The following is a 21,709-nucleotide window of genomic DNA, read 5'->3' on the forward strand; positions in this document are numbered from 1 at the left end:
TATTATCGGCAATTAAAGTAACATCGACAAAAACTGCTGCAAACGAGGGTGTTCAGGGTTATCAAAAAAGTCATCAGGACTGGCATCAACTAATAGTTCACCATCTTGCATAAACAAAACTCGATCAGCCACTTCGCGCGCAAAGCCCATTTCGTGAGTTACAACAACCATCGTCATCCCTTCATTAGCTAAGCTTTTCATTACCTCTAATACTTCCCCTACCATTTCAGGGTCAAGCGCTGAGGTTGGCTCATCAAACAACATGATATGAGGGTTCATCGCTAATGCACGAGCGATGGCTACGCGTTGTTGCTGACCTCCAGAAAGATGATTGGGGTAATTAGTCATTCGATCCACAAGACCAACTTTAGCCATTAACTCTTTAGCATCCACTTCAACGTCTTTACGTTTTCTCTTTGACACCACCATTGGCGCTAGCATGACGTTTTCAAGTGCAGTCTTATGTGGAAATAAGTTAAAACTCTGAAATACCATACCTACATTTTCACGTAAGGTATTAATATTGGTCGAACGTGCGTACATATCAACGCCATCAATCACGATCGATCCATCACTAATGGTTTCAAGTTGATTTATTGCACGCAAAAATGTCGATTTACCCGAGCCAGATGGCCCGACAATCACCACAACTTCACCACGCTTTACGATCGCAGATACATTTTTTAATGCATGACATCCATTGGGGTACACTTTATTTATTTTTTCTGCCACGATCATCGGCTCGCCCTGTGCAGTTGATTGCACCGAAGACTGAGGCGAATGGCTTTGATTAGAATTAATCACTGACTGATAACCTCTTTTCTAACGCTTGAATCGCCCAAGATAGACTGCCCGTTAATAACAAATACAATAAAGCAACGGTGATCCACACTTCAAACGGAGCAAAGGTTCCGCTTACTACTTCTCGGCCTGCTTTGGTCAAATCGGTAATCGCGATCACAGAAACCAAAGAAGAATCTTTAATTAAGTTAATAAACTGCCCGGCTAACGGGGGTAATACTTGTTTAAAGGCTTGAGGCAAAATGACATAAGACATCGATTGAGGATAAGTCATCCCAAGTGAACGTGACGCTTCCATTTGACCTTTATGAATACCTTGAATACCGGCGCGAATAATTTCAGCCACATAAGAGGCAGTAAACATCGATAACGCCACGACGCCCGAAGTGAAGCGCTCAAGATCAAGTACAGTGCCGATAAAGAAATACACAATAAAGATTTGAACTAATAATGGCGTACCACGGATCAATTCAATGTAACTAACGGCAAGTTTACGTAATGCGATATTGCTAGAAAGCCTCATTAAGGCAAGAAACATCCCTATCACAATCGCAAATACTAGCGAGATAACCGACAGCTGTATGGTAACAATCACACCTTTGCTTAAAGTGCCCAGTTTCCATTGGCTCTTTTCAGCCAAGGTATCGCCTTCAAACACTAAGTCACCCGCGGTAACTTTAAGATTTTTAAAGTGTGATAAATCCATTAACTCATCACTGGACACTGATTGCAGAATCAACGTCCCTTCGGCATTTTTAACAATATCGCCATCCAGGGGGGCATTAATAATTTCAGGCTGAGTATCAATGAGATAAGGAACCACACGTTCCCAATTCCAGTTGTAATTAATTCTGGAAGTGGACAAATAGATGAGAGTGAAGAGTGCGGCAATGATACCGACAAAAACAAGATTCCAAAAAATCTTATTAGGTTTAGGCTGCATAGTGATCCTCTGAATAACAACTTAAAATACAGATACAAAACAGCCAGATATAACGTTAACTATTTCTGGCTGCCTACACAGTTTCTTACTGAACTTTATCTAACCAAGAAGCAGACTTAAACCATTTGTCATAAATGCGGTCGTAAGTCCCATCGCCTTTAATTTGATTTAAGTAATTATTTAAGAAGTTTAGGAAATCAGGATCGCCTTGACGAACTGCAAAGCCTAGAGGTTCAAAGGTGAATGGCTTATCTAAGTGGACCACTTCGCCTTTATGCTGCGCGGTATAAATCGCATTAAAAGGTAGGTCATAAACAAAGGCATCCGCTTTACCATTAGACACTTCAAGCGCTGCATCTGCTGTAGTTTCAAATTTATTTTGTTTGGCATTAGGTAAGAAACGATCCGCGGCAACAATGCCAGTCGTGCCAAGCTTAGTCGCAATCGTATATTTTCCATCATTAAGATCACGATAACTCGTGATCTTACCGGCATGCTTAGCATTTAAAAGAATACTTTGACCAATCACGACATAAGGCTGAGTAAAATTAACTTGCATATTACGCTTAGCCGTAATCGTCATCCCCCCCATAATGACATCACATTTATTGGTTAGCAGTGCTGGAATAATGCCATCCCAAGAGGTATTAACTGGGGTAAACTTCACATCAATCGCTTTCGCTAACATTTTCCCTAGATCAACATCAAAACCAATGAACTCACCATTTTTGGCTTTCATTTCAAAAGGCATGTAACCCGCGTCAAAACAAACACGTAATTCGCCTGATTTTGAAATATTTTGCAGAGTTGTATCGGCTAACGTTGAAGTAGCGGTAAATAAAGTGGCTGAAAGTACAGCCGCTTGGAGTAATTTTTTCATAAAACATCCATATTTGTAGAGGTATGCGACATCCCGTCGCCCATAGAAAACTCATACAATGAGTTGTCATACTTTTATAACAAACTTATCAATTACATTAAACCTTTTCATAGATTCCATATTCAAGAAGCAGACCTTGGTACGGTTAATAATAAGAACTGCCACACCAATCACTTTCCTGTAATAACAACAATGATAATATTTGGAAAATATTTAGGAAATAATTACTTTGACTACCGTAAAAGACATTGCACAGAAGACTGGAACCTCCTCTTCGACCGTTTCAAGGGTATTAAATAATGACCCTAGTTTGTCACTCACAAAGCAAAAAAGACTGTTGATTAAGAAAGTTGCAGATGAACTGGACTATCGCTCCCCAAGGCAGAGAAAACAAGAAAGCCAAAAAGAAGATCATGCGATTGCAGCCCGCACCCACTTCAAACTGGCGAGTGATACCACACTCAATTTAGTCGTGGTACATTCTCTTTCTCCGACAGAGGAATTAAACGACCCTTATTTTACCTCCATTCGCATTGGAATCGAAAACCGCTGCCACCACTTTAATATTTCATTGCGTAATACATTTTCGTCGCACTTAAAAGCTAATAAATATTTCCTACAACACGCCCAAGCGGTGATTTGTGTTGGCCATTTTAGCCCACAAGATATTGATAATATTTACCAGCAAAATAGACAACTAATCTTTATTGATTCCAATCCACTGGCTCAAAAAAGTGATTCTGTCTTATTTGATCGAAAAGCGGCTGCTACCGAACTGGTTTCGAACATTATTAATAGCGGAGCTAAACGCCCGGCCTTTATTGGTAATGATGAAGACAGGCTGCATGTCTTTCGAAATCTGACTCAAGAGAACAATATTTATCATCCCGAGTTATGCAAAGTCAGTCAGTTGTTTTGCATTGAATCTGGTTACAACGCCATGTCTGAGTTATTAGATCAAAATCAATGGCCTGACGTAGTATTTGCGGCTACAGATATTATTGCTATTGGTGTTTATCGCGCGATTCAAGAGCGAGAAATTGAAATACCAAAGGAAATAAAAGTCATCAGCATGAACGATATTCCAACCGCCCAACATTTGAATCCGAGCTTAACGACCATGCGGCTATTTGCAACCGAAATGGGCGAATCGGCCGTCGATCTCTTTCTTGAATTAGTCGCAGGGCGACAATACAAAAAATCCGTATTATTAGGGTATGAAATGATCTGGCGGGAAAGCTTTCCAATTGAAAGCGTGCTCCATTAGAAATTTAAAAAGGCAGTAGTATCATCAACTACTGCCTGATTCATTTAGTTAACAACTTCTATTAGCCATTGTTGATTCCATCCACCATTATCTTCCCATTGAATGCTTTGAGCACCATCACTCAATGACGATTGATTCATATCGAGCAATTTTTTACTCTTTCTATTAATAAGCTGGTAATAACCATCACCTGCTTCCAAGATTTGCCACTGTTGGCTCCAGCTTCCATTATTAGTCTCTTGGCTAATCAATGCACCACTTTGTACAGATTCAGATTCAATCGTTAAAAGCTTGCCACTTTTCACATTGGTTATTGTGTAATAACCACTATCGACGAATGAAAAATTAAACTTCTGACTGTCCCATGCGCTGTAAGAATATTGTTCAATGTATGCGCCATCTTGAGTCGAACCACCCACCACATTTAAAGATTTACTACTGATTCTATTGGTTATTTTATAAGACGTTGTCGGTGTTAAATCAATTTGGGCGTCAGCGAAAGCATCCAATGCTGTTGTAAATTGAAGCACAGAAGGGGAGATTTGTGTCGTCGCGCCTAAAGGATAACCATCTGGTAATACGGCAGAATTAGCCGCTGGTTCCCAATAAAAAACGCCGGTACCTTTATCGTTAGCCACATTCTTCACAATGTTAATGGTATCTTTTATTGTCCAATAGGTATCGGTGGGAGCATTTTCTAACCCACCAATTTCAACCACCATGACTTCTTTGCCATATCGAGACACCATGTCATTCAAGTTATATTCAAGATCCCCAGTCACATCCCAATAATTTTCGCCTATCCAGTATGGATAAAAAGAAAAACCAAGAACATCCGTTTTTCCCCCATAAGTTTGAAGAAAATTATCAAAAAACCAACGGGAATTCGCATTATTTTCACCATGCGCCAAGTGACTGACAACTTTTGAAGTACTACTTACCGCTTTCACCGCATCATAACCACTGTTTAACAGCTGAGTCAGATTAGAAAAGTTATTTACACTTCCTGTTGGTAATAAAATCCCTGAGTTCATTTCATTACCCACTTGCACCCACTCAGGCGTTACCCCAGCAGACACTAACGCACTCATCACCTCATAGGTATGATTATAAACGGCAGATTTAAGAGTATTGAAATCATAGCTATTCCAGCTTTGTGGCTTTTCTTGATGGCCGGGATCCGCAAATACATCACTATAATGAAAATCAATCATGATCTGCATGCCTAAATTTTGGGCTCGTAGTGCTGCATTAATAACACTTTGTTTATCGGTATACCCTAGCATGGTCCATGTTGTACTATCTTTATACCAAAGTGCCGATGGATCTGGATCAACAAAAACTCGTAACCTTACAGAGTTCACGCCATGATTTTTTAGTATGACCAGTGGATCAGCCGTATTACCCTCATCATTAACCCAAGAAACACCATTATCTTCTAGTTGTTTTATCCAACCAATATCAGCTCCATAAGCAAATATAGATTCTGCTTTTACCGTATTTACACTCAATAAAACCACCATAAAAACAAATCTTACTATTATCCTTATCAACATATTCTCTTCCTATTTTATTATTTATTCATGAATAAGCTTTGGCTATGAATGCAGGAAAAAACAGGAAATTATGAGCGGTATTTAGTGATTAAAAACATAGAAACAAACATTAAAATAAACATAACTTTCAACAAAAAAACCTCCCATTAATATATAAAAATGAGAGGTTATTGAACAAACACTAAATAATTAATTAATCCTTAGCCCTGCTTCATCAAATATATGACAATCTTGGCTATATAAACTCAATTCAATGCTGGTATAAGGCTTAGGGTTATTATCCCCACTTAAAAATACTTTAAAGTTTTCAATCCCAGAAAAAGTGCCAAACAAATAGGTGGCATTACCCAACCTTTCCGTCACTTCATTATGCATACAAAGTTTCACATCTCCCGTAGATTCTAGGCTTAAGTGCTCAGGACGAATACCGATAGTGATCGTTTGATTACGTTGTAATTGATGTTCAGGTATTTGAACGGTCATTTTTTCTATACCGTTAATCATGATCGTCACGGCATTACCTTGAAGATCAATAATATTCCCTTTAATGAAATTCATATTTGGTGATCCAATAAAACTTGCTACAAACAAATTTTTGGGCTTGTGGTAAAGATCCATTGGAGAGCCGACTTGTTCAATATGACCTTTATTTAATACCACGATTTTATCCGCTAAGGTCATCGCTTCCACTTGGTCATGAGTAACATAAACCATGGTATTGCCCATCTCTTGGTGTAACTTGGCAATTTGTAGACGCATTTCAACCCGCAATTCAGCATCAAGGTTAGATAAAGGCTCATCGAATAGGAATACTTTCGGCTCACGCACAATCGCTCGGCCAATCGCAACACGCTGGCGTTGCCCACCAGACAATTGTTTAGGTGTACGATCAAGTAAACTATCCAGTTGAAGCGTTAAAGCTGCTTGGTGAACGAGCTTTTTCACTTCTTCTTTTGGCCTACCATTCATTCTTAGCCCAAATCCCATATTTTGCTCGACTGTCATATGCGGATATAACGCATAGGACTGAAACACCATCGCAATTCCCCGAGCCGCAGGATCACATTGATTGACCATTTTATTATCAATATGAATCTCACCGTCAGTAATATCTTCTAAACCTGCGATCATGCGCAATAACGTTGATTTCCCACAGCCCGATGGCCCAACAAATACTACAAAATCACCCGATTCAATATCCAGATCAATATTATGAATCGTTTGGGTATTACCATAACGTTTTACGACTTCTTTCAGTAAAATATTAGCCATGTTGAACCTCTTTATTGTCCTTTTTCTCTACTAGGCATTCCTTCACCATCAGTTCAATATTCTCAAGGGCAAACACTTGGCTTTGTATTTGAATAGAGCCTTGTCCACCTTGGTAAGCTCGAACCCAAAAACTGGCGACGCCTCCTTCCATCGACAATGCGCCAGGGCCAATTAAACGTAAATTATCGCTGACTTCCACTCTCACGACATCTTGGAAATACGGCATGAGATGACCTTTTTGATCGAGCGCTTTAAGTACTACACGTGTCGTGTCTCCACAGTGCGCATTCAGCTCAGTCGTTTGCACTGTCACTTCTAATTGCGTAGGAACGGGCGATGCAGATAATTCTGTTTCCATCACCTTTTCACCATTCACATAGCCGCTTAGTTTTAAGTCGCTCCATGTGTATCCCCAATCCCCAAGCGGCAGATCACCTTGGTTCATTTGATCAATCACAATCGGTGGATGAGGCAAATGAGCAAAGCGTCCACGATCCGGATAAAATCGACGTGATTCTCCTGATCCCACTTGAACATCAACATAATCACAATTGGTTAATATTACCAAAGGTAAAGCTTTCGCTTCTGGTCTTTCTCCGCGCGTCCAATACGTCACGGGTTTTATGACCACGCCGTTATCAGGGCTTTGCTGGCTGGAATAAACATACGCGGCAAACTTTGGCACACGGAAAGCGTCCGTCACGCCGTGGTAGCACACCTTATCGCCACTGCCGAAATCTCGGTGGGTATTATAATCAAATAAACACCATGCAATCGCACCGCTGATGTTGGGATTTGCGAAACTCGCATCCAATACTTTTAAATGACGCATCACATGCTCGTTTTGCCACACTTCACAATCATGACGCTTGGTCGGATACATGTGACCTGCATATTCCGTCACCAAATAAGGTACGGGGTTATCTAAGCCCGTCACATTTTGTGGGCTACGCAGATTCACTGCTGCTGGGTTTAATTGGCTGTCCGTCAAAATAAAATCATTCATAGTGTAGACATCTTCAAGGTATTCACTGTTCTGAATACAACGAACACCGCCAGTTTGACGTGTTGAGTCCAGTCGCTTTGCCATCGCATTGGTCTGGGTGTAGAAATCATGATCATCAGGTGATTCATTAATTCTCACCCCCCACAAAATAACACTTGGGTGATTCCAATCTCTTTTCACCATTGCCGCCACATTTTCAATCGATTTTTGTTGCCATGCTTTGTCACCAATATGTTGCCAGCCAGCAATCTCTTCAAACACTAATAGGCCAATTTCATCACAACGATCTAAGAAATACGGGGATTGTGGGTAGTGAGAAGTACGAGCAAGATTAAACCCTAATTCATATTTAATGATATCGGCATCCAACTGTTGAGCGCGTTTTCCCATGGCATACCCGACATGCGGATAACTTTGGTGCCGGTTAATACCAATTAACTGACGACGTGAACCATTAAGGTAAAAGCCTTCAACGGTAAACTCTGCTTCTCTGAAGCCAAATAAAGTACGATAGCAATCATTAATGTTCATACCGGATAAAGTCACTTCCACTTGATATCGTTTAGGAGAATCAAGATCCCATAACTGCACCTTATCCAAGGAAAAAACATTAAGTTCCAGAGCCTCGCTTGTTACCGTAGCAACGCTCCACTGCTCAGTAGCAATAGATTCCCCGTCAGGGTCAACCAAGGTAAAAGTAAGATTAAGTGGCCCAGTATATGGGGCTAATTCTTGCAACATAACCTTCAAATTGACAGAAGGCTGAGTTAATACATTGCACGTTTCAACTTTGATATTTTCAATTCGTACAGCATCAAATGAGGCCACACTAACATCACGATAAATCCCCGGAAAACAAAGAAAATCAATCATGCCACCAAAGGGCGGAATATTAGGGTTCTCAACACCACTTAATGTCACGACAATAAGGTTTTCACCCACGTGAAGATGAGGTGTTAAATGCACATCAAAGGGAGTAAAGCCATCACTGTACTGCTGAACTAACACACCATTTACATAAACGTGAGCATTACACATAACGCCTTCAAAACGCATGATCTGCTGCTTGACTAGATCGTTTTCGTGACACGCTAATGGATAGTAATAAGTAAAGTCTTGATGTAAATCTTGCTCATTAAAATAATTAAAAGGAACATCTACCGCGTTATGAGGAATTTCAATACGTTGGCATTGTTCTGGCATTTGATTCGTCTTTTGCAAGCCTTGGCAAAAGAACCAGTTTTTATGAATAGAATGAGTATCACGCATTATTTTACGGCTCCAGTCATGCTTGCAACGAACTGTTTTTGCATTGCAAAGAAAATAATCAAGCTCGGCAGTGTTGAGATCACCGTTCCCACCATGATCAACCCAAAATCGGGAGAATAGGCAGAAGCGAAACTCGATAACACCAAATTGATGGTTTTAAGATCGTTCGATTGCAAAACGATCAATGGCCATAGAAAAGAATTCCAAGAAGCCATGAAAACAATGACAAAAGCGGCCGCATAGCTGGCTTTCATCACCGGCACATAGATGTACACAAAAATTTTCCATTCAGCGACCCCTTCCACCCGAGCGGCATCAATCAGCTCTTTCGGAAAAGTTTTTGTGCATTGTCTAAAGTAGAAAATGATAAAAGCCCCTGCCACGGTCGGCATGATGACCGCTAAATGGGTATCTAATAATCCAGCCTTTCCAAACATCGTAAAAAGAGGAATCATTAAAGCAGCAAAAGGAATCATCATGGTCGCTAATAACGCAACATAAACCCGATCTCGATTTTTGCTTTTATATATTTCAAATGCATAACCGGCTATCGAACATACTGCCAAGGTTGATACAGTACTGATGATCGCAATTTTTGAGGTATTCCAAAAAACTTGCAGCAGATCAACTTGACTGGTTAAGTTGTGTAAATTCACCCAAAGTTGATCACCAAAAGTAAATTTCCCCATATTGATTTGATTAGTACTATTTGTGCTCGACACCAACATCCAATAAAAAGGAAATAAAGAAAGAAAACTCATTAACACCAGAAATGCATGCATTAAGATGACGTTTATTTTATTATTCGACATATTAATCATTCCTTATCGCTTTAAATTGAATCAAAGCAAGCAGCGCTGAAAAAACCACGATGACATACGACACGGTCGCGGCATAACCAAAGTTAGGTACGAAGGTGAATGATAAATTATAAATATAAAGTGAGAGCGTCATGGTCGCATTTGCTGGCCCACCATTAGTAATATTCATCACTTCATCAAATAACTGCAGCGTTCCTATTGTAGAAGTCACACTGGTGAATAAAATAACGGGTTTTAATAGTGGTACAGTAATAAATAGAAATTGTTTAATCGGACTGACACCATCAATTCTTGCTGCTTCATAAATTGATTTATCTATATTTTGCATAGCCGATAAAAAGAAGATCATATTATATCCCGTCCATCGCCATGTAATCGCAATAATAATAGTCACCTTCGACCAAAATGGATCAGCCAACCACGGAATAGGTTCATCAATAATATGAGAAAACATTAAAAATGAATTCACCACACCATCAAGACCGAACATACTTTTAAATAAAATGGAATAGGCGACAAGTGAAGTCACACACGGCAAAAATATTGCCAAACGAAACCAAGACTTATATTTAAGTTGAGTAGAATTAAGGCACGACGATATTGCGAGAGACAATACAATCATAATAGGCACTTGAATCACCAAAAAAATTAACGTATTCCATAGTGCCTTCTTAAAAACCGGATCATGAAACAGGCGTTCAACGTTACCAAAACCAACAAACTCAAGTAATACGCCACGACCAGAATGCAATGACAACCAAAGTGATTTCGCAATGGGATAGAGAGTCATCAAAGCAATTAACGCCACTGCAGCACTCACAAACAGCCAGCCGTTAACGTCATAAAGCCTATGTAATCTAACTTTATTCATTATTACACCATTAATACGAGAATGAATAGAGACGGAAAGCTGGGTACTTCCCCAGCTCTCATTACCCTAGGGAGATCGTTACTGAATTTGGTATTTCAGCGCGGTTTCTACTCGTTCTAGTACATCATCAACCGAATCACCATCAAGCAGAGCAGGGATCTCTGCCGCAATGGCGTTGTCGACTTCTTGGGTATACATTCCATAAGGAACTTGGGGGATTTGTGTTACCCATTTTGAAAAATCAGAAAAGACAGGCTGCCCCGAAAAGAATGGGTCGCTAACGGTATACGCCTCGCCGGATGCAGCCGGCAAATAGGTGGCTAACGCACCACGTTCAACAAGGAGCTTTTGATACATCTCGCTGTCGGATGCAAAAGTATCTTTCAGGAATTCAATCGCTTTCTTGGTGTTTTTGCTAGCACTAAGTACATACCAACTTGAGCCACCTTGATTAGATGCATGGACTGCATTAGGTAAGTTTAGGCTTGGAATTGGCGCGACTCGCCATTTGCCTTTCTGATCTTCAGTACTCTTAATTGAGCCCATCATCCAAACACCCGTGGTGACCGAAGCCACTTGTCCAGCATTAATGCTGCCAACTAAACTAGACCAACCAGAAGTACGACGCGTGATCTTGGCATCATTAATCGCTTTAATCGTTTTAAGTGTTTCTTTTAACGCTTTATTGGACGTAATGTTTAATTTTCCGTCTTTAGTAAAGAACCACTCCCCTCCTGATTGCATCATAATATGTGGAAGAACAACGTCATTGATATCGTAAGTCAGCATACTAACGCCAGTTTTCTGTTTCACTTGTTTGCCAATCTCAATAAATTTATCCCAAGTGATATTCTGCAAATCTTCAGGCTTGTAACCAGCTTTCGCTAAATAATCGCTGCGGTAGAATAACCCTGCGACACCGGAATCAAATGGAAGACCATAAACTTTATCACCAATGGTCATCACTTCTACTTTGTATGGTGCAAACTTTGAATAATCAATATTGTCTTGCAATGGTGTGAAAGAACCAGGGTAAGCTTGTAAATATTTCTGAGCATTATAATCTTCAATTAACACCATATCTGGCAAGGCATTAGTGATACCTGATGCCAGCATGGTATGCAGTTTCTGTTCGATATCATTTTTACCTGAATCGATCACTTTTAATTCAAAGCTAGGATCAATTTTTTTATAACGTTCCGCCGCTTCTTTCATCGCTGCCACGTTAAAATTAGGATCCCACGCCCAAACGGTTAATTCTTCTGCGTAACTGGTTTTTGCTATCCCTGCAGCAAATAGGATGGATGCTAATATCGTCGATATTTTCTTATTATTTTTCATCAATCTCAGTCCTTTGTTATAAACGAGTGTTATTGAACTCGAATTAAGCTTATTGACTGCCTACCAACTAAGCAACGTATAACTGAACGGAGTTTTACCCATCAAGTGATACCGATCACGTATCACTCTTATCAATATGACAATATTGGATCTTAGCAAGATTTATTTAGGAAATATTTACTTCCATATATAGGAAATTTTTCTTACCACAAGGAAAAAATCACTTCAATAATGTCTGTGGGGGAAACCAAACGATACTCAAGTATTTTTCAGGGAAAATGAAATGATTCATTAATATAATGAATGCCCATGTGGAAATAGTCTACAATAACAGATATTTATTGACAAAATAATCATTGCCATGAATAAAGATAATGAACATAATCGGTTAATGCCGTTACCTATATTTTTCTATGTAGCTATTAATAAATGATAAATAAAATTAAGAATATATTAAGATACAGACAATGGTTTCTCGCGACTGCTGCTACCGTCGGAATATTTGTATTCGGTACGGGTATTATCATTGCGCAATCCATACAATCTTATGACAGCACCATTCTTAAACGGCTGAATACGGTTATATTTATAATTGAAGGCAAATTAGATGCAGCCGATGAGATTATTCATCAGCTCAAACCCCTTATTGATTCATCTTGTTCCACAATTCACCAAAAACTTATTGATAAACTCGTTGAATACTCAGAATTTCAAACACTTAACATTATAAAAAATAGTATTGTCACCTGCTCAACCAACCCCCGTATGATTCAAACTGCCTATGTTTCCCCAGATAGACCCAACTATAAACTGTCTATTCTAGAATCCTATATTTTAACGCCAGGTAAAGTCATTGGAGCCATCAAGGAAGTAAATAATGGCAATGGTGTATTAATCACAATTAATGGAAAAGTATTCTACTCCATATTGGGGAATCTGGATGATAAAACAGATTATCAAATTCAATCTCCAGGCATGTGGTTTGATAAAAACGGAGTTATTCATAAAAAACCACAAAAAAGTAACTTAATCGTATCCTCAGAAAAATATAATTTCAGTGTTAGCTCCAATGCATCCATGACGGATTACATCGATAACATCACTACCAATTACACTGTGATCATTTTATTCTTTGCAATCATTTCTTTAGTCATCGGCCGATATGTATTTTTAAATGCTCAAAAGAACTCTAGCCTATTTATCATGAAAGAAAGCCTTGCTGATAATGAGTTTATCCCTTATGCACAACCAGTTATTAACTCAAATGGTGAATTATCGGGGCTTGAAATACTCATTCGCTGGAATAATAAACACCTAGGCCTTGTTTACCCAGATGTATTCATACCATTAGCCGAAGCTTCTGGTCTCATTATCCCAATGACCACTCAATTAATGGAAGACACCTTTCATCAACTCGCATCAGTAGAAGACAAAATACCAAGCGGCTTTCATATCGGTTTCAATATTAGTGCTCAACATTTTGATCAAGTAAACCAATCATCTCTCATTACCAGTTGTGAAAAATATATCAATAGCTCTCTCAATGCCAAAGCTCATGTCGTTTTAGAGCTAACAGAAAGACAAGGTATCGACAATTACAGTGAAGTTCGATCGGTATTTGATACGTTACATAAGATGGGCATCAAAATGGCGATTGATGATTTTGGTACTGGCCATTCAACGCTGTCATACATCAAAAACTTAAACTTTGATTTTATAAAAATAGATAAGAGTTTTATCGATTTGATCGGTTCTGATGCCATCGCAGCCCCATTAGTAGACAACATTATTGATTTGGCTAAAAGGTTAGACCTAGCTATCGTAGCAGAAGGTGTCGAAACACAAGAGCAATTGGACTACTTAAGAACCCATGATGTCGACTACATCCAAGGTTATTTTTATGGCAGACCAATGCCACTCAACGAGTTTATTACCCGTTACTTAAACAAGACTGCTTAAAAAAGAACTAAACCATTTGATATATTTTATTGCAGGCTTCTATCAAGTGCTCAGCTAATAACTTACTTTGGTGCGTTAATTGTGGTTGGACGTGCAAGATCAAGTCAAGTGGCGCAATATTCGGTAAGCCATCATCTTGGGTAAGCACTCGATGCAAAGGGGTGACTAAACGTTTCGGTAATAAAGAAAGCCCCAGCCCCGCCTCTACCGCGCAACCAACGCCCGATAAACTGGTTGTAATATAGGCCATGCGCCAACGTCGTCCGAGTGAATCTAGCGTGTGAGACATTTCACTTCGATACAATCCTGTGCTTGGTAGACCAACCAAAGGTACGGTCTCCTTGTCTAAATTATGTAATGAATGACCATCAATCCAACACAAAGGTTCCGCCCATTTAGCAATACCCTGCGCGCTGTCTGGGCGGTGTTTAACCAATGCTATATCTAACTCGTTATTTTGAAACTGAGTCCATATATCACTGCACATTCCACTTTTCACTTCTAAACGCGTTTCTGGAAAAGCTTTGGCAAACAAAGATAAAGTAGGGACTAACTCATGGGTCGCGAAATCTTCTGGTACGCCTAACTTGATGGGTCTTTGCTCCGAATGACTGATTGTTTCAGCAATCGCATCTTCCATCATTGAAAGAATTCTACGAGCATGTGTCACAACTCTCTCGCCTTCTAATGTTGGTGTTGCATTGCGATTTTTCCTGATTAATAAATCACACTCAAGCTGAGTTTCTAATTTACGAATTTGCTGGCTAATCGTCGATTGTGTTAAATGAGTGCTTTCTGCTGCACGAGTAAAACTACCAGAATCAACCACCGCAATTAAACTGCGCAATAAGATAGGATCAAGAATTTTGTTCATTAGCCACTCACTTTTCGTTTGTATGATATTCACTTGCTTTTATATAAAGCAGTTATGATTAAACAATCATCTAGTGGATTTTCCACTGATAGTAATTACATTATTTAATTTTTCAATTATAAGTTGAAAGCGCATAATCACAATAAATCATCGACTTTTAAGCTAATCTGAAATTCTGCCTATTCTTTTTCGGAATTTGCACCACTCTCTTGTATGAAGGATCACAAGAAATGACAAAGAAAAACAGCTATTACTCTCCACAAGGCGGCTTACCGCCACAAACACAACTACTGTCTGATCGCGCAGTATTAACAGATGCCTACGCAATTATCCCAAAACGAGTAATGACCGACATCGTCACCAGCTTTTTGCCTTTTTGGCAAGGCATGCGTATGTGGGTAATTGCTCGTCCATTGAGCGGGTTTTCTGAAACATTCTCACAATATATCGTTGAAATTGAACCGGATGGTGGCTCAGAAAAACCGGAACTGGATCCTGCCGCAGAAGGAGTATTATTTGTTGTTGCTGGTGAAATGGATATTACTATCGAAGGCGAAAAACATCATATGACCGAAGGCGGTTATGCTTTCTTACCACCAAAATGCAACTGGACAGTGCATAACCATAATGATCAACCGGTGCGTTTTCATTGGGTGCGAAAAGCTTATCAATACGTTGAAGGTTTAGAAATACCTGAAGCGTTCGTTACCAATGAAAATGATATTGAACCAATTCCAATGCCAGATACCGATGATGCTTGGGGCACTACCCGTTTTGTCGATTCCTCTGATATGAGACATGACATGCATGTTAACGTAGTGACGTTCCAACCGGGCGGCGTGATTCCATTTGATGAAACACATGTGATGGAACATGGTTTATATGTACTTGAAGGGAAAGCAGTTTATCACTTAAACCAAGAATGGGTAGAAGTTGAAGCTGGTGACTTTATGTGGTTACGCGCATTCTGCCCACAATCTTGTTACGCTGGCGGCCCTGGCCCATTCCGTTACCTACTCTACAAAGACGTCAATCGTCATATGCCATTCATTCGCCCAACAAACTAAAGCGAAGTCGGCCTCCTATAAAAAAAGCCTAGCTCATAAAAGCTAGGCTTGGATGCATCATACATCTAGGGGGTATATGAAGGTTGCACTCGGATTGGGTAACCAAGCACAACGTTATTATCCGTGATTCAAAGCAAAGAAAAAGAGTAGAAATCCCCACCTTTTATTTCCTCTTTTACGCCATTTTTTTTAGCCAATCTGTTTACAAACTTAACCAACACAATATTCATTACATTAAATAGATAAATTAAAGACTCGCAGGTATTAACCCAATCGTGAACTCAATTCTATTCGAGTTAGAATGATCAATACTTAACTTATAACCATTTAATCGGCAAAGATTATCCACTATTGATAAACCAAGCCCATATCGATCATTTGACGTCCTCGATTGATCGGCTTGATACATTGGATCTAGTATGTGTTCTCGATCTTCTGTCGATAAAGCCACTGTGACTTCATTACCGACTATCAATTGCAAGCCATCCCCTTGCTCCTTAACCACAATTTGTACAATAGAACCTTCAGGGCTATAAAATAACGCATTATCAAGCAGGTTAATCAACATTGTATGCATTGAAAAGTGATCAGCTAAAATCATATCATTCGCTAACTCAATATGAACCCTTGATTCTATCGAATCGAATTTAAAAGCTAGCTCATTAACAATATCTTGAATCAAATCGTTGATATCCATCTCTTCTTGCTCTATATGAATCAAGGAAGATGATGTTCTTTGTAATAACAATAAGTTATCAACAATTTTTTTCATACGATGTGCTATTTTCAGCATATCTTGCTTATAGGTTTCACTAATACGAGCATCATTCGGGTAACGGATATAGACCTCACTAAGGCTCATAATTTCCGCAATCGGTGTTTTTAATTCGTGGGCGATGTCTCCCGTTAAGCGCTTTTCATTTTGTAAGAAAACCTGATTAGATTTAATAAAGGCATTCAGTTCCTCACGAATAGGTTCGATCTCTTCGACTCTTTGTTTTGGTTCTGGAATCTCCATTGCTTGTTTTTGATCTAAATCTATTTTTTTAATCTCTTCATTCAAATATTCTAAAGGTTTCAACCCTTTACCTACAATACGAACCGCAATATAGCGCATCACAAATATTGATACAAAAAAACTCACGACCAATAAAATATCCACTAATATCAACATATTTTCGAATGAATCATCCGATTGATACAGCGTAAGATAAGCAGGGTGCTCATGCTCACTTAACAATTGTTCCGACTCTGGCAAAAAATAGGAAATTGAAGCCCTTCCTTCTTCCCCATTTGGCAAACGGACATCTAATAATTGACTTGTATTTAATGGCAATGACAATTTTAGCAAGTCCACATCTGGATATTCATCTAAGGTTTTTGAGCGCTTAATCGTCTTATCTTTAAACCACAATTGATAATAATGCCTATCACCATCATCTTGCTGAGACGTCATCATTGCATCATCAAACTCTAAAGTGTTCCCCGACACTTTTACTAACGACTTAAGATAGTTGGCTTTATTTACTAAAGCGCGATCAAATTGTTGCTCAACCCAGCCATCAAGACTTAGATCAATAGAGAGATAAACAGGAAAAATAATCACACCAAATAAAATGGAAATAGAATTGACTAAATTACGTTTGATCGAAGTGGTTCGTGCCATAATACCTTTCCCTTAGCGTGATTCATCCACAAAATAGCCAAAGCCTCGCTTATTTTTAACTGGCAATGTCCCACCTTTCTCTCTTGATTTCTTTCGCACCGAGGACAAATGCGATTCTATGGTATTTTTAGATAAGTAATCGAAAGACCCCACCACCGCTTCACTGATCATTTCAACGTTCACCACTCGACCTTTTGCAGCAAATAAACATTCAATAATTTTAAACTCATTTCGAGTCAATTCGATGTCTTGGTCAAGGTAGGTAAAACGCTTGGTTTCCAAATCCAAACAAAACCCAGAGGCTTGATGTCTATTGTCTATTTTTGTTATTTGCCCACGACGTAAAATAGCAAGAATTCGTGCATGCAACTCTTCAAACGAAAATGGCTTTGTTAAATAATCATCCGCGCCTTGCATTAATCCATCGATCTTATCTTGCTGCAGCGTTTTGGCAGACAGAATCAATACTTTGGCTTCTAATCCTTGATGACGAATCGTCCGAAGAATACTCATTCCATCAACATTTGGCAGCATTAAATCTAAAATGATCAAGTCATACTGATTCGACAATGCCATGCTTAATCCCATCGAACCATCACCAGTTTCATCCAGAGTAAATCCTAAATTATTCAAGCCCACCACAATACCTCGACGTAGCGGTTCGGAGTCCTCAATGATCAATAATTTCATGTCAACCCTATTCCAATTGATTAAACCGTATGTTTCATAAGCCTTATAAACATTTTTATAACCCTAAAACGTTAATATAAAAAAGGCTTACCTTTCAGCAAGCCTTTATACCCAAGTAACGTCAAGATGTGTATCACTAGGTATGATTAAGCCCAAAGCTGAAATAACATCACACCCCATACCATTGCAGACATCAATAAGCTTAATGTTACAGTGGCCGAGCCTATATTTTTCGCAAGCCCAGATAGATCATGATATTCCAACCCAATGCGATCCACGACAGCTTCGATAGCGGTATTTACCATTTCAGCAAATAAAACAAACATCATTGATAAAATTAAGCTTAATGACTGAGCCGCAGAGATATCTAGATAGCAAGCCAGTACCGTTAATGGTATAAACAACATCAATTCTTGTTGAAAAGCCGCTTCATGTTTAATCATCCACTTAAAGCCATTATAACTGTGCTTCAAAGTAAAAATGATTCGCATAAACCCAGTGCGTTTTACGATCGTTTTATCATTCATATTTGGTCATAACTCAAAATTTAGTGAACAAATTAGGACATCTTTTTACACGTGGTAAAAACATCCATCTGCATTTGTTTTTCCTTTGTATTCACACCATAAAAGCCAATCAAACTATGAAAAAAGTTATCATGAGAATACTTTGATTGCTGAGATTCTTTCTTTAAACAATCAAGATCAATATTTTTTTGATCTGCATATTGCTTTGGTACCCACATTAACCAAGGCACAGTAGATTGTTCTTTTGGTGCAATACTGTATGGCGTGCCGTGAAGGTATAAACCACTCTCACCTAACGACTCTCCATGGTCTGACATATACATCATTGCCACGTTATATTGCGAAGAATATTTTTTAAGCGTGGCGACCACTTGCGATAAAAAGTAATCAGTATATACCAGTGTGTTGTCGTAAACATTTGTTATTTCTTGATCGGTACATTGTTCAATATCTTTACGATTACACCAAGGAGCAAATTTTGCTTTTTCTACTGGAAATCGTTGAAAGTACGTCGGGCCATGGCTACCTATAGTATGCAAAACGATCAGTTTATTTTTATCATCGGCTTGAATGAATGTATTAGCGTGTTTTAACATCACTTCATCAAAACATGTTTCACCGTTACATAAATCATCGTTTTCCGTTGGATCAATATTGATTAACGGGGTCTTTTTCGCTACCCCTTTGTCGCCACCATCGTTATCTATCCATAAGGTTTCCGTACCCGATTTTGCAATAATATCGAGAGCATTATCTTGAGCATTCGCTCTCGCTTTGCTGTAATCGATTCTCTCCATATTAGAAAACATACAAGGCACAGAAAGCGCGGTATACGTTCCACATGAGGACACATTTTTAAAGGAAATAAGCCCCAAGTTTTTCGTATATGGTTGTGTGTCTTTCGAGTAACCGTTGTCTTTAAAGTTCATCGAACGGGCGGTTTCACCAAGAACAAAAATCACTAATGTCGGTTTTTCATTCTCGGTTACCACCAATGTCGCATCATTCCCAAGACTGACATAAGGCAACGGCTTCGTTAAATAATTTAATTTAATATATTTATAAGTGTCATAAGCATGAGCTGGAATGATCATCTTATTTAAATATTTATTATTACGGCCAACAGAGGCGTAGTCTTTATAAGTCGTAACAGCAATGATTGCGATACCTACCAATGCCAATAACACTAAAATGATGCGTGATAATAACTCCCTCAGCCATGATCTTCGATATTCGACTCTAACCCAAAAAATCAATAATGTTGGGAAGATACCAAATACAAGCATGTACAGTACCGAGCGTAAATTCAGATAAAAAGAGATTTCCGAAGCATTGGTACCAAACACATTCTCAATCATCGAAACATCAAAAAGAATGTGATAATTCACCGCGCCATACAACGCCACGGCGGATGTTAACGTTAAAATTGCCATGAAAGGTTTCATGATGACTGGCACGGCAAATAACGAAAAAACAATGACAAAAGCAAAAAATAGTACCCAAGGCGCGGTATAAGGAAACCACACATCGGGTACATCTTTACTTAATGAAAATATTTCGCGAAGAACAGGGTAGTTCAATACAAATCCGTAATAAAACGCGAGTAATACAATGAATGTCGTTACTTTTATTGCTGGTCTTTCAGGGGCGGAACTGCTCCAAAGACGAAAAATCATAGCTTTCATATTTGCACCTATCAACAGAATGCACGCAGCTTAAGGATCGAAACTGAATATTGACTGAAGATGGACTGAAATTTAGAGCAATCTAAATGTTAAAATTCATCAAATTTACTGTTGATTAACTAGCTACGCAGTTAAGCATTACGCTGAAATAGTGACGACTATCAAATTCATCAATACTTTTCAGGTTGATAGAGAAACGGCCTAAAACGCCATACACCTTCGGGTCGGTTTTGTTAAAAATGCCAATACAATTCACTCCCGCGGCATCGGCCAAATGCAAAGGCCCCGTATCACACGACAAAAATGCATCCGTATGTTTCAGAAAACTCGCCAAATGACGCATATTCTTACTTTCAAAGGTTTTCATCCCGCCGATTAACGGTTTTGTGATATCAGGGCTTAATATTTCAATCCATTCAATAGGTCGCTCTGCTTTCTCTTCAAATTTGGCTAGATTGGCCTTCCAGTCACTCTCACTCAATAATTTGTTCCCTCTCGCACCACGGAAAAAAGCCACACACAATCGATTGCCGTTATACACACGCTCTTTCGCTAAACGCCCAGCGATTAACTCATCGTCACTTAACACCATTTGGTGGCACATTGGCCAATCGGTTTTACCGGTGAGTTTTTCAATCAAATACAATTTATTAAACGCCGTATGCGTATGAGAATCTGGCTGATAAAATGTATGCGTGAAAGTCTCATCACGACGTTGATGAAAAGGCGATACTTTATTTTTTGCTGTTAGCATTGAAGCAATCAAAGTGTCTTCAACCGAAGGTGTTGGCACCAATAGCAGATCAAAGCAGGTCTTTCTTAATCTCTGAATATGAGACACTGTTTTCATTCCTTTAGAAAAGGAAAACTCTGAAAAACAAAATTTATCCACTCCCAAACCTTCAAATAAGGACTGTTGCCAAGGACGTGAGAGCAATAACGTGATTTTTGCATGAGGGTAAGCGGTGCGAACTTGTTTTACGAAAGGGATCAAAAAGAACATATTGCCAATTCGCTTATTATTACGCACGATGACAATATTTTTCACTTCACCTACAGACAGTAACGATGCTTGATTTTGCTTGTTATTATTCATTATCCGATACAGAAAAGGCTCTAAATTTGCCATTTTACGTCTACGGTATCGGTCAAAATCACGAAGTATGTTCCTTATCATTCTCATTGCCTCAAAAGTTAGAACCAGCATAATCGTT

The 21,709-nt window shown here is 39.0% G+C and carries 18 protein-coding genes; 3 read left to right on the forward strand and 15 right to left on the reverse strand.

Annotated elements, in window-relative coordinates:
- Positions 1 to 12: 12 nt before the first annotated feature.
- The 3 genes from VCASEI_RS17650 to VCASEI_RS17660 all read right to left on the reverse strand — a co-directional run bounded on the left by VCASEI_RS17650 (position 13) and on the right by VCASEI_RS17660 (position 2,624).
- Positions 13 to 738, reverse strand: a complete 726-nt coding sequence (locus VCASEI_RS17650; protein ID WP_086960259.1) for an amino acid ABC transporter ATP-binding protein — start codon at positions 736 to 738, stop codon at positions 13 to 15.
- A 58-nt stretch (positions 739 to 796) separates the two neighbouring features.
- On the reverse strand, positions 797 to 1,744 hold the full coding sequence (locus VCASEI_RS17655) for an amino acid ABC transporter permease (RefSeq protein ID WP_089111047.1): 948 nt from the start codon (positions 1,742 to 1,744) through the stop codon (positions 797 to 799).
- A gap of 85 nt (positions 1,745 to 1,829) precedes the next feature.
- A complete protein-coding gene (locus VCASEI_RS17660) occupies positions 1,830 to 2,624 on the reverse strand; it encodes a transporter substrate-binding domain-containing protein (protein ID WP_086960154.1) in 795 nt (264 codons plus the stop codon).
- Between the two features lie 229 nt (positions 2,625 to 2,853).
- Here VCASEI_RS17660 and VCASEI_RS17665 point away from each other — a divergent pair, with 229 nt between their 5' ends.
- A complete protein-coding gene (locus VCASEI_RS17665; protein ID WP_086960153.1) occupies positions 2,854 to 3,891 on the forward strand; it encodes a LacI family DNA-binding transcriptional regulator in 1,038 nt (345 codons plus the stop codon).
- Between the two features lie 44 nt (positions 3,892 to 3,935).
- On the opposite strand, the gene VCASEI_RS17670 is transcribed toward VCASEI_RS17665, so the two are convergent.
- The 6 genes from VCASEI_RS17670 to VCASEI_RS17695 form a co-directional block, all read right to left on the reverse strand.
- Positions 3,936 to 5,402: a glycosyl hydrolase 53 family protein gene (locus VCASEI_RS17670; protein WP_226983363.1), complete on the reverse strand. Its 1,467-nt coding sequence runs from the start codon at positions 5,400 to 5,402 to the stop codon at positions 3,936 to 3,938.
- A 234-nt stretch (positions 5,403 to 5,636) separates the two neighbouring features.
- The gene (locus tag VCASEI_RS17675; RefSeq protein ID WP_086960151.1) at positions 5,637 to 6,719 is read right to left on the reverse strand and encodes an ABC transporter ATP-binding protein; all 1,083 of its coding nucleotides are present in this window, start codon (positions 6,717 to 6,719) and stop codon (positions 5,637 to 5,639) included.
- Positions 6,712 to 8,994, reverse strand: coding sequence for a glycoside hydrolase family 2 protein (locus VCASEI_RS17680; protein WP_089111045.1), 2,283 nt, complete (start codon positions 8,992 to 8,994; stop codon positions 6,712 to 6,714). The genes VCASEI_RS17675 and VCASEI_RS17680 overlap by 8 nt, the downstream gene beginning before the upstream one ends.
- Complete coding sequence (locus tag VCASEI_RS17685; protein ID WP_086960149.1) at positions 8,994 to 9,806, reverse strand: carbohydrate ABC transporter permease; 813 nt, start codon at positions 9,804 to 9,806, stop codon at positions 8,994 to 8,996. Before VCASEI_RS17685 ends, VCASEI_RS17680 begins: the two co-directional genes overlap by 1 nt.
- Position 9,807: 1 nt before the next feature.
- The gene (locus tag VCASEI_RS17690; RefSeq protein WP_086960148.1) at positions 9,808 to 10,686 is read right to left on the reverse strand and encodes a carbohydrate ABC transporter permease; all 879 of its coding nucleotides are present in this window, start codon (positions 10,684 to 10,686) and stop codon (positions 9,808 to 9,810) included.
- A gap of 78 nt (positions 10,687 to 10,764) precedes the next feature.
- Positions 10,765 to 12,027 (reverse strand): ABC transporter substrate-binding protein, encoded by a 1,263-nt coding sequence (locus VCASEI_RS17695; RefSeq protein ID WP_086960147.1) that lies wholly within the window; start codon positions 12,025 to 12,027, stop codon positions 10,765 to 10,767.
- Between the two features lie 429 nt (positions 12,028 to 12,456).
- Between VCASEI_RS17695 and VCASEI_RS17700 the strand changes: the two genes are divergently transcribed.
- Entirely contained in the window at positions 12,457 to 13,986 is a 1,530-nt protein-coding gene (locus VCASEI_RS17700; RefSeq protein WP_086960146.1) for an EAL domain-containing protein, read from the forward strand.
- Between the two features lie 7 nt (positions 13,987 to 13,993).
- Here the strand turns inward: VCASEI_RS17700 and VCASEI_RS17705 are convergent, their stop codons facing one another.
- Complete coding sequence (locus VCASEI_RS17705) at positions 13,994 to 14,860, reverse strand: LysR family transcriptional regulator (protein WP_086960145.1); 867 nt, start codon at positions 14,858 to 14,860, stop codon at positions 13,994 to 13,996.
- A 230-nt stretch (positions 14,861 to 15,090) separates the two neighbouring features.
- Here VCASEI_RS17705 and VCASEI_RS17710 point away from each other — a divergent pair, with 230 nt between their 5' ends.
- Positions 15,091 to 15,927 carry a bifunctional allantoicase/(S)-ureidoglycine aminohydrolase gene (locus VCASEI_RS17710; RefSeq protein ID WP_086960144.1) on the forward strand — a complete coding sequence of 279 codons (837 nt, stop codon included), beginning with the start codon at positions 15,091 to 15,093 and terminating at the stop codon, positions 15,925 to 15,927.
- A gap of 247 nt (positions 15,928 to 16,174) precedes the next feature.
- Here VCASEI_RS17710 and VCASEI_RS17715 read toward each other — a convergent pair whose 3' ends face one another.
- The 5 genes from VCASEI_RS17715 to VCASEI_RS17735 form a co-directional block, all read right to left on the reverse strand.
- The gene (locus tag VCASEI_RS17715; protein ID WP_089111044.1) at positions 16,175 to 17,593 is read right to left on the reverse strand and encodes a sensor histidine kinase; all 1,419 of its coding nucleotides are present in this window, start codon (positions 17,591 to 17,593) and stop codon (positions 16,175 to 16,177) included.
- A gap of 12 nt (positions 17,594 to 17,605) precedes the next feature.
- Positions 17,606 to 18,283 (reverse strand): response regulator transcription factor, encoded by a 678-nt coding sequence (locus VCASEI_RS17720; protein WP_086960142.1) that lies wholly within the window; start codon positions 18,281 to 18,283, stop codon positions 17,606 to 17,608.
- Between the two features lie 146 nt (positions 18,284 to 18,429).
- The gene (locus VCASEI_RS17725) at positions 18,430 to 18,810 is read right to left on the reverse strand and encodes a diacylglycerol kinase (protein WP_086960141.1); all 381 of its coding nucleotides are present in this window, start codon (positions 18,808 to 18,810) and stop codon (positions 18,430 to 18,432) included.
- Positions 18,811 to 18,842: 32 nt separating this feature from the next.
- Entirely contained in the window at positions 18,843 to 20,495 is a 1,653-nt protein-coding gene (locus tag VCASEI_RS17730; protein ID WP_226983344.1) for a phosphoethanolamine transferase, read from the reverse strand.
- 115 nt (positions 20,496 to 20,610) lie between these two features.
- Entirely contained in the window at positions 20,611 to 21,672 is a 1,062-nt protein-coding gene (locus VCASEI_RS17735) for a glycosyltransferase family 9 protein (RefSeq protein WP_086960140.1), read from the reverse strand.
- Between the last annotated feature and the right edge of the window lie 37 nt (positions 21,673 to 21,709).

The organism is Vibrio casei, assembly GCF_002218025.2.
Lineage (GTDB): Bacteria > Pseudomonadota > Gammaproteobacteria > Enterobacterales > Vibrionaceae > Vibrio > Vibrio casei.

Coding starts and splice junctions, on each gene's coding strand:
- VCASEI_RS17725 (WP_086960141.1), bottom strand. CDS start 18,810: ATGAATGATAAAACGATCGTAAAACGCACTGGGTTTATGCGAATCATT.
- VCASEI_RS17700 (WP_086960146.1), top strand. CDS start 12,457: ATGATAAATAAAATTAAGAATATATTAAGATACAGACAATGGTTTCTC.
- VCASEI_RS17660 (WP_086960154.1), bottom strand. CDS start 2,624: ATGAAAAAATTACTCCAAGCGGCTGTACTTTCAGCCACTTTATTTACC.
- VCASEI_RS17705 (WP_086960145.1), bottom strand. CDS start 14,860: ATGAACAAAATTCTTGATCCTATCTTATTGCGCAGTTTAATTGCGGTG.
- VCASEI_RS17715 (WP_089111044.1), bottom strand. CDS start 17,593: ATGGCACGAACCACTTCGATCAAACGTAATTTAGTCAATTCTATTTCC.
- VCASEI_RS17735 (WP_086960140.1), bottom strand. CDS start 21,672: ATGATAAGGAACATACTTCGTGATTTTGACCGATACCGTAGACGTAAA.
- VCASEI_RS17720 (WP_086960142.1), bottom strand. CDS start 18,283: ATGAAATTATTGATCATTGAGGACTCCGAACCGCTACGTCGAGGTATT.
- VCASEI_RS17710 (WP_086960144.1), top strand. CDS start 15,091: ATGACAAAGAAAAACAGCTATTACTCTCCACAAGGCGGCTTACCGCCA.
- VCASEI_RS17690 (WP_086960148.1), bottom strand. CDS start 10,686: ATGAATAAAGTTAGATTACATAGGCTTTATGACGTTAACGGCTGGCTG.
- VCASEI_RS17730 (WP_226983344.1), bottom strand. CDS start 20,495: ATGAAAGCTATGATTTTTCGTCTTTGGAGCAGTTCCGCCCCTGAAAGA.
- VCASEI_RS17675 (WP_086960151.1), bottom strand. CDS start 6,719: ATGGCTAATATTTTACTGAAAGAAGTCGTAAAACGTTATGGTAATACC.
- VCASEI_RS17655 (WP_089111047.1), bottom strand. CDS start 1,744: ATGCAGCCTAAACCTAATAAGATTTTTTGGAATCTTGTTTTTGTCGGT.
- VCASEI_RS17695 (WP_086960147.1), bottom strand. CDS start 12,027: ATGAAAAATAATAAGAAAATATCGACGATATTAGCATCCATCCTATTT.
- VCASEI_RS17680 (WP_089111045.1), bottom strand. CDS start 8,994: ATGCGTGATACTCATTCTATTCATAAAAACTGGTTCTTTTGCCAAGGC.
- VCASEI_RS17650 (WP_086960259.1), bottom strand. CDS start 738: ATGATCGTGGCAGAAAAAATAAATAAAGTGTACCCCAATGGATGTCAT.
- VCASEI_RS17685 (WP_086960149.1), bottom strand. CDS start 9,806: ATGTCGAATAATAAAATAAACGTCATCTTAATGCATGCATTTCTGGTG.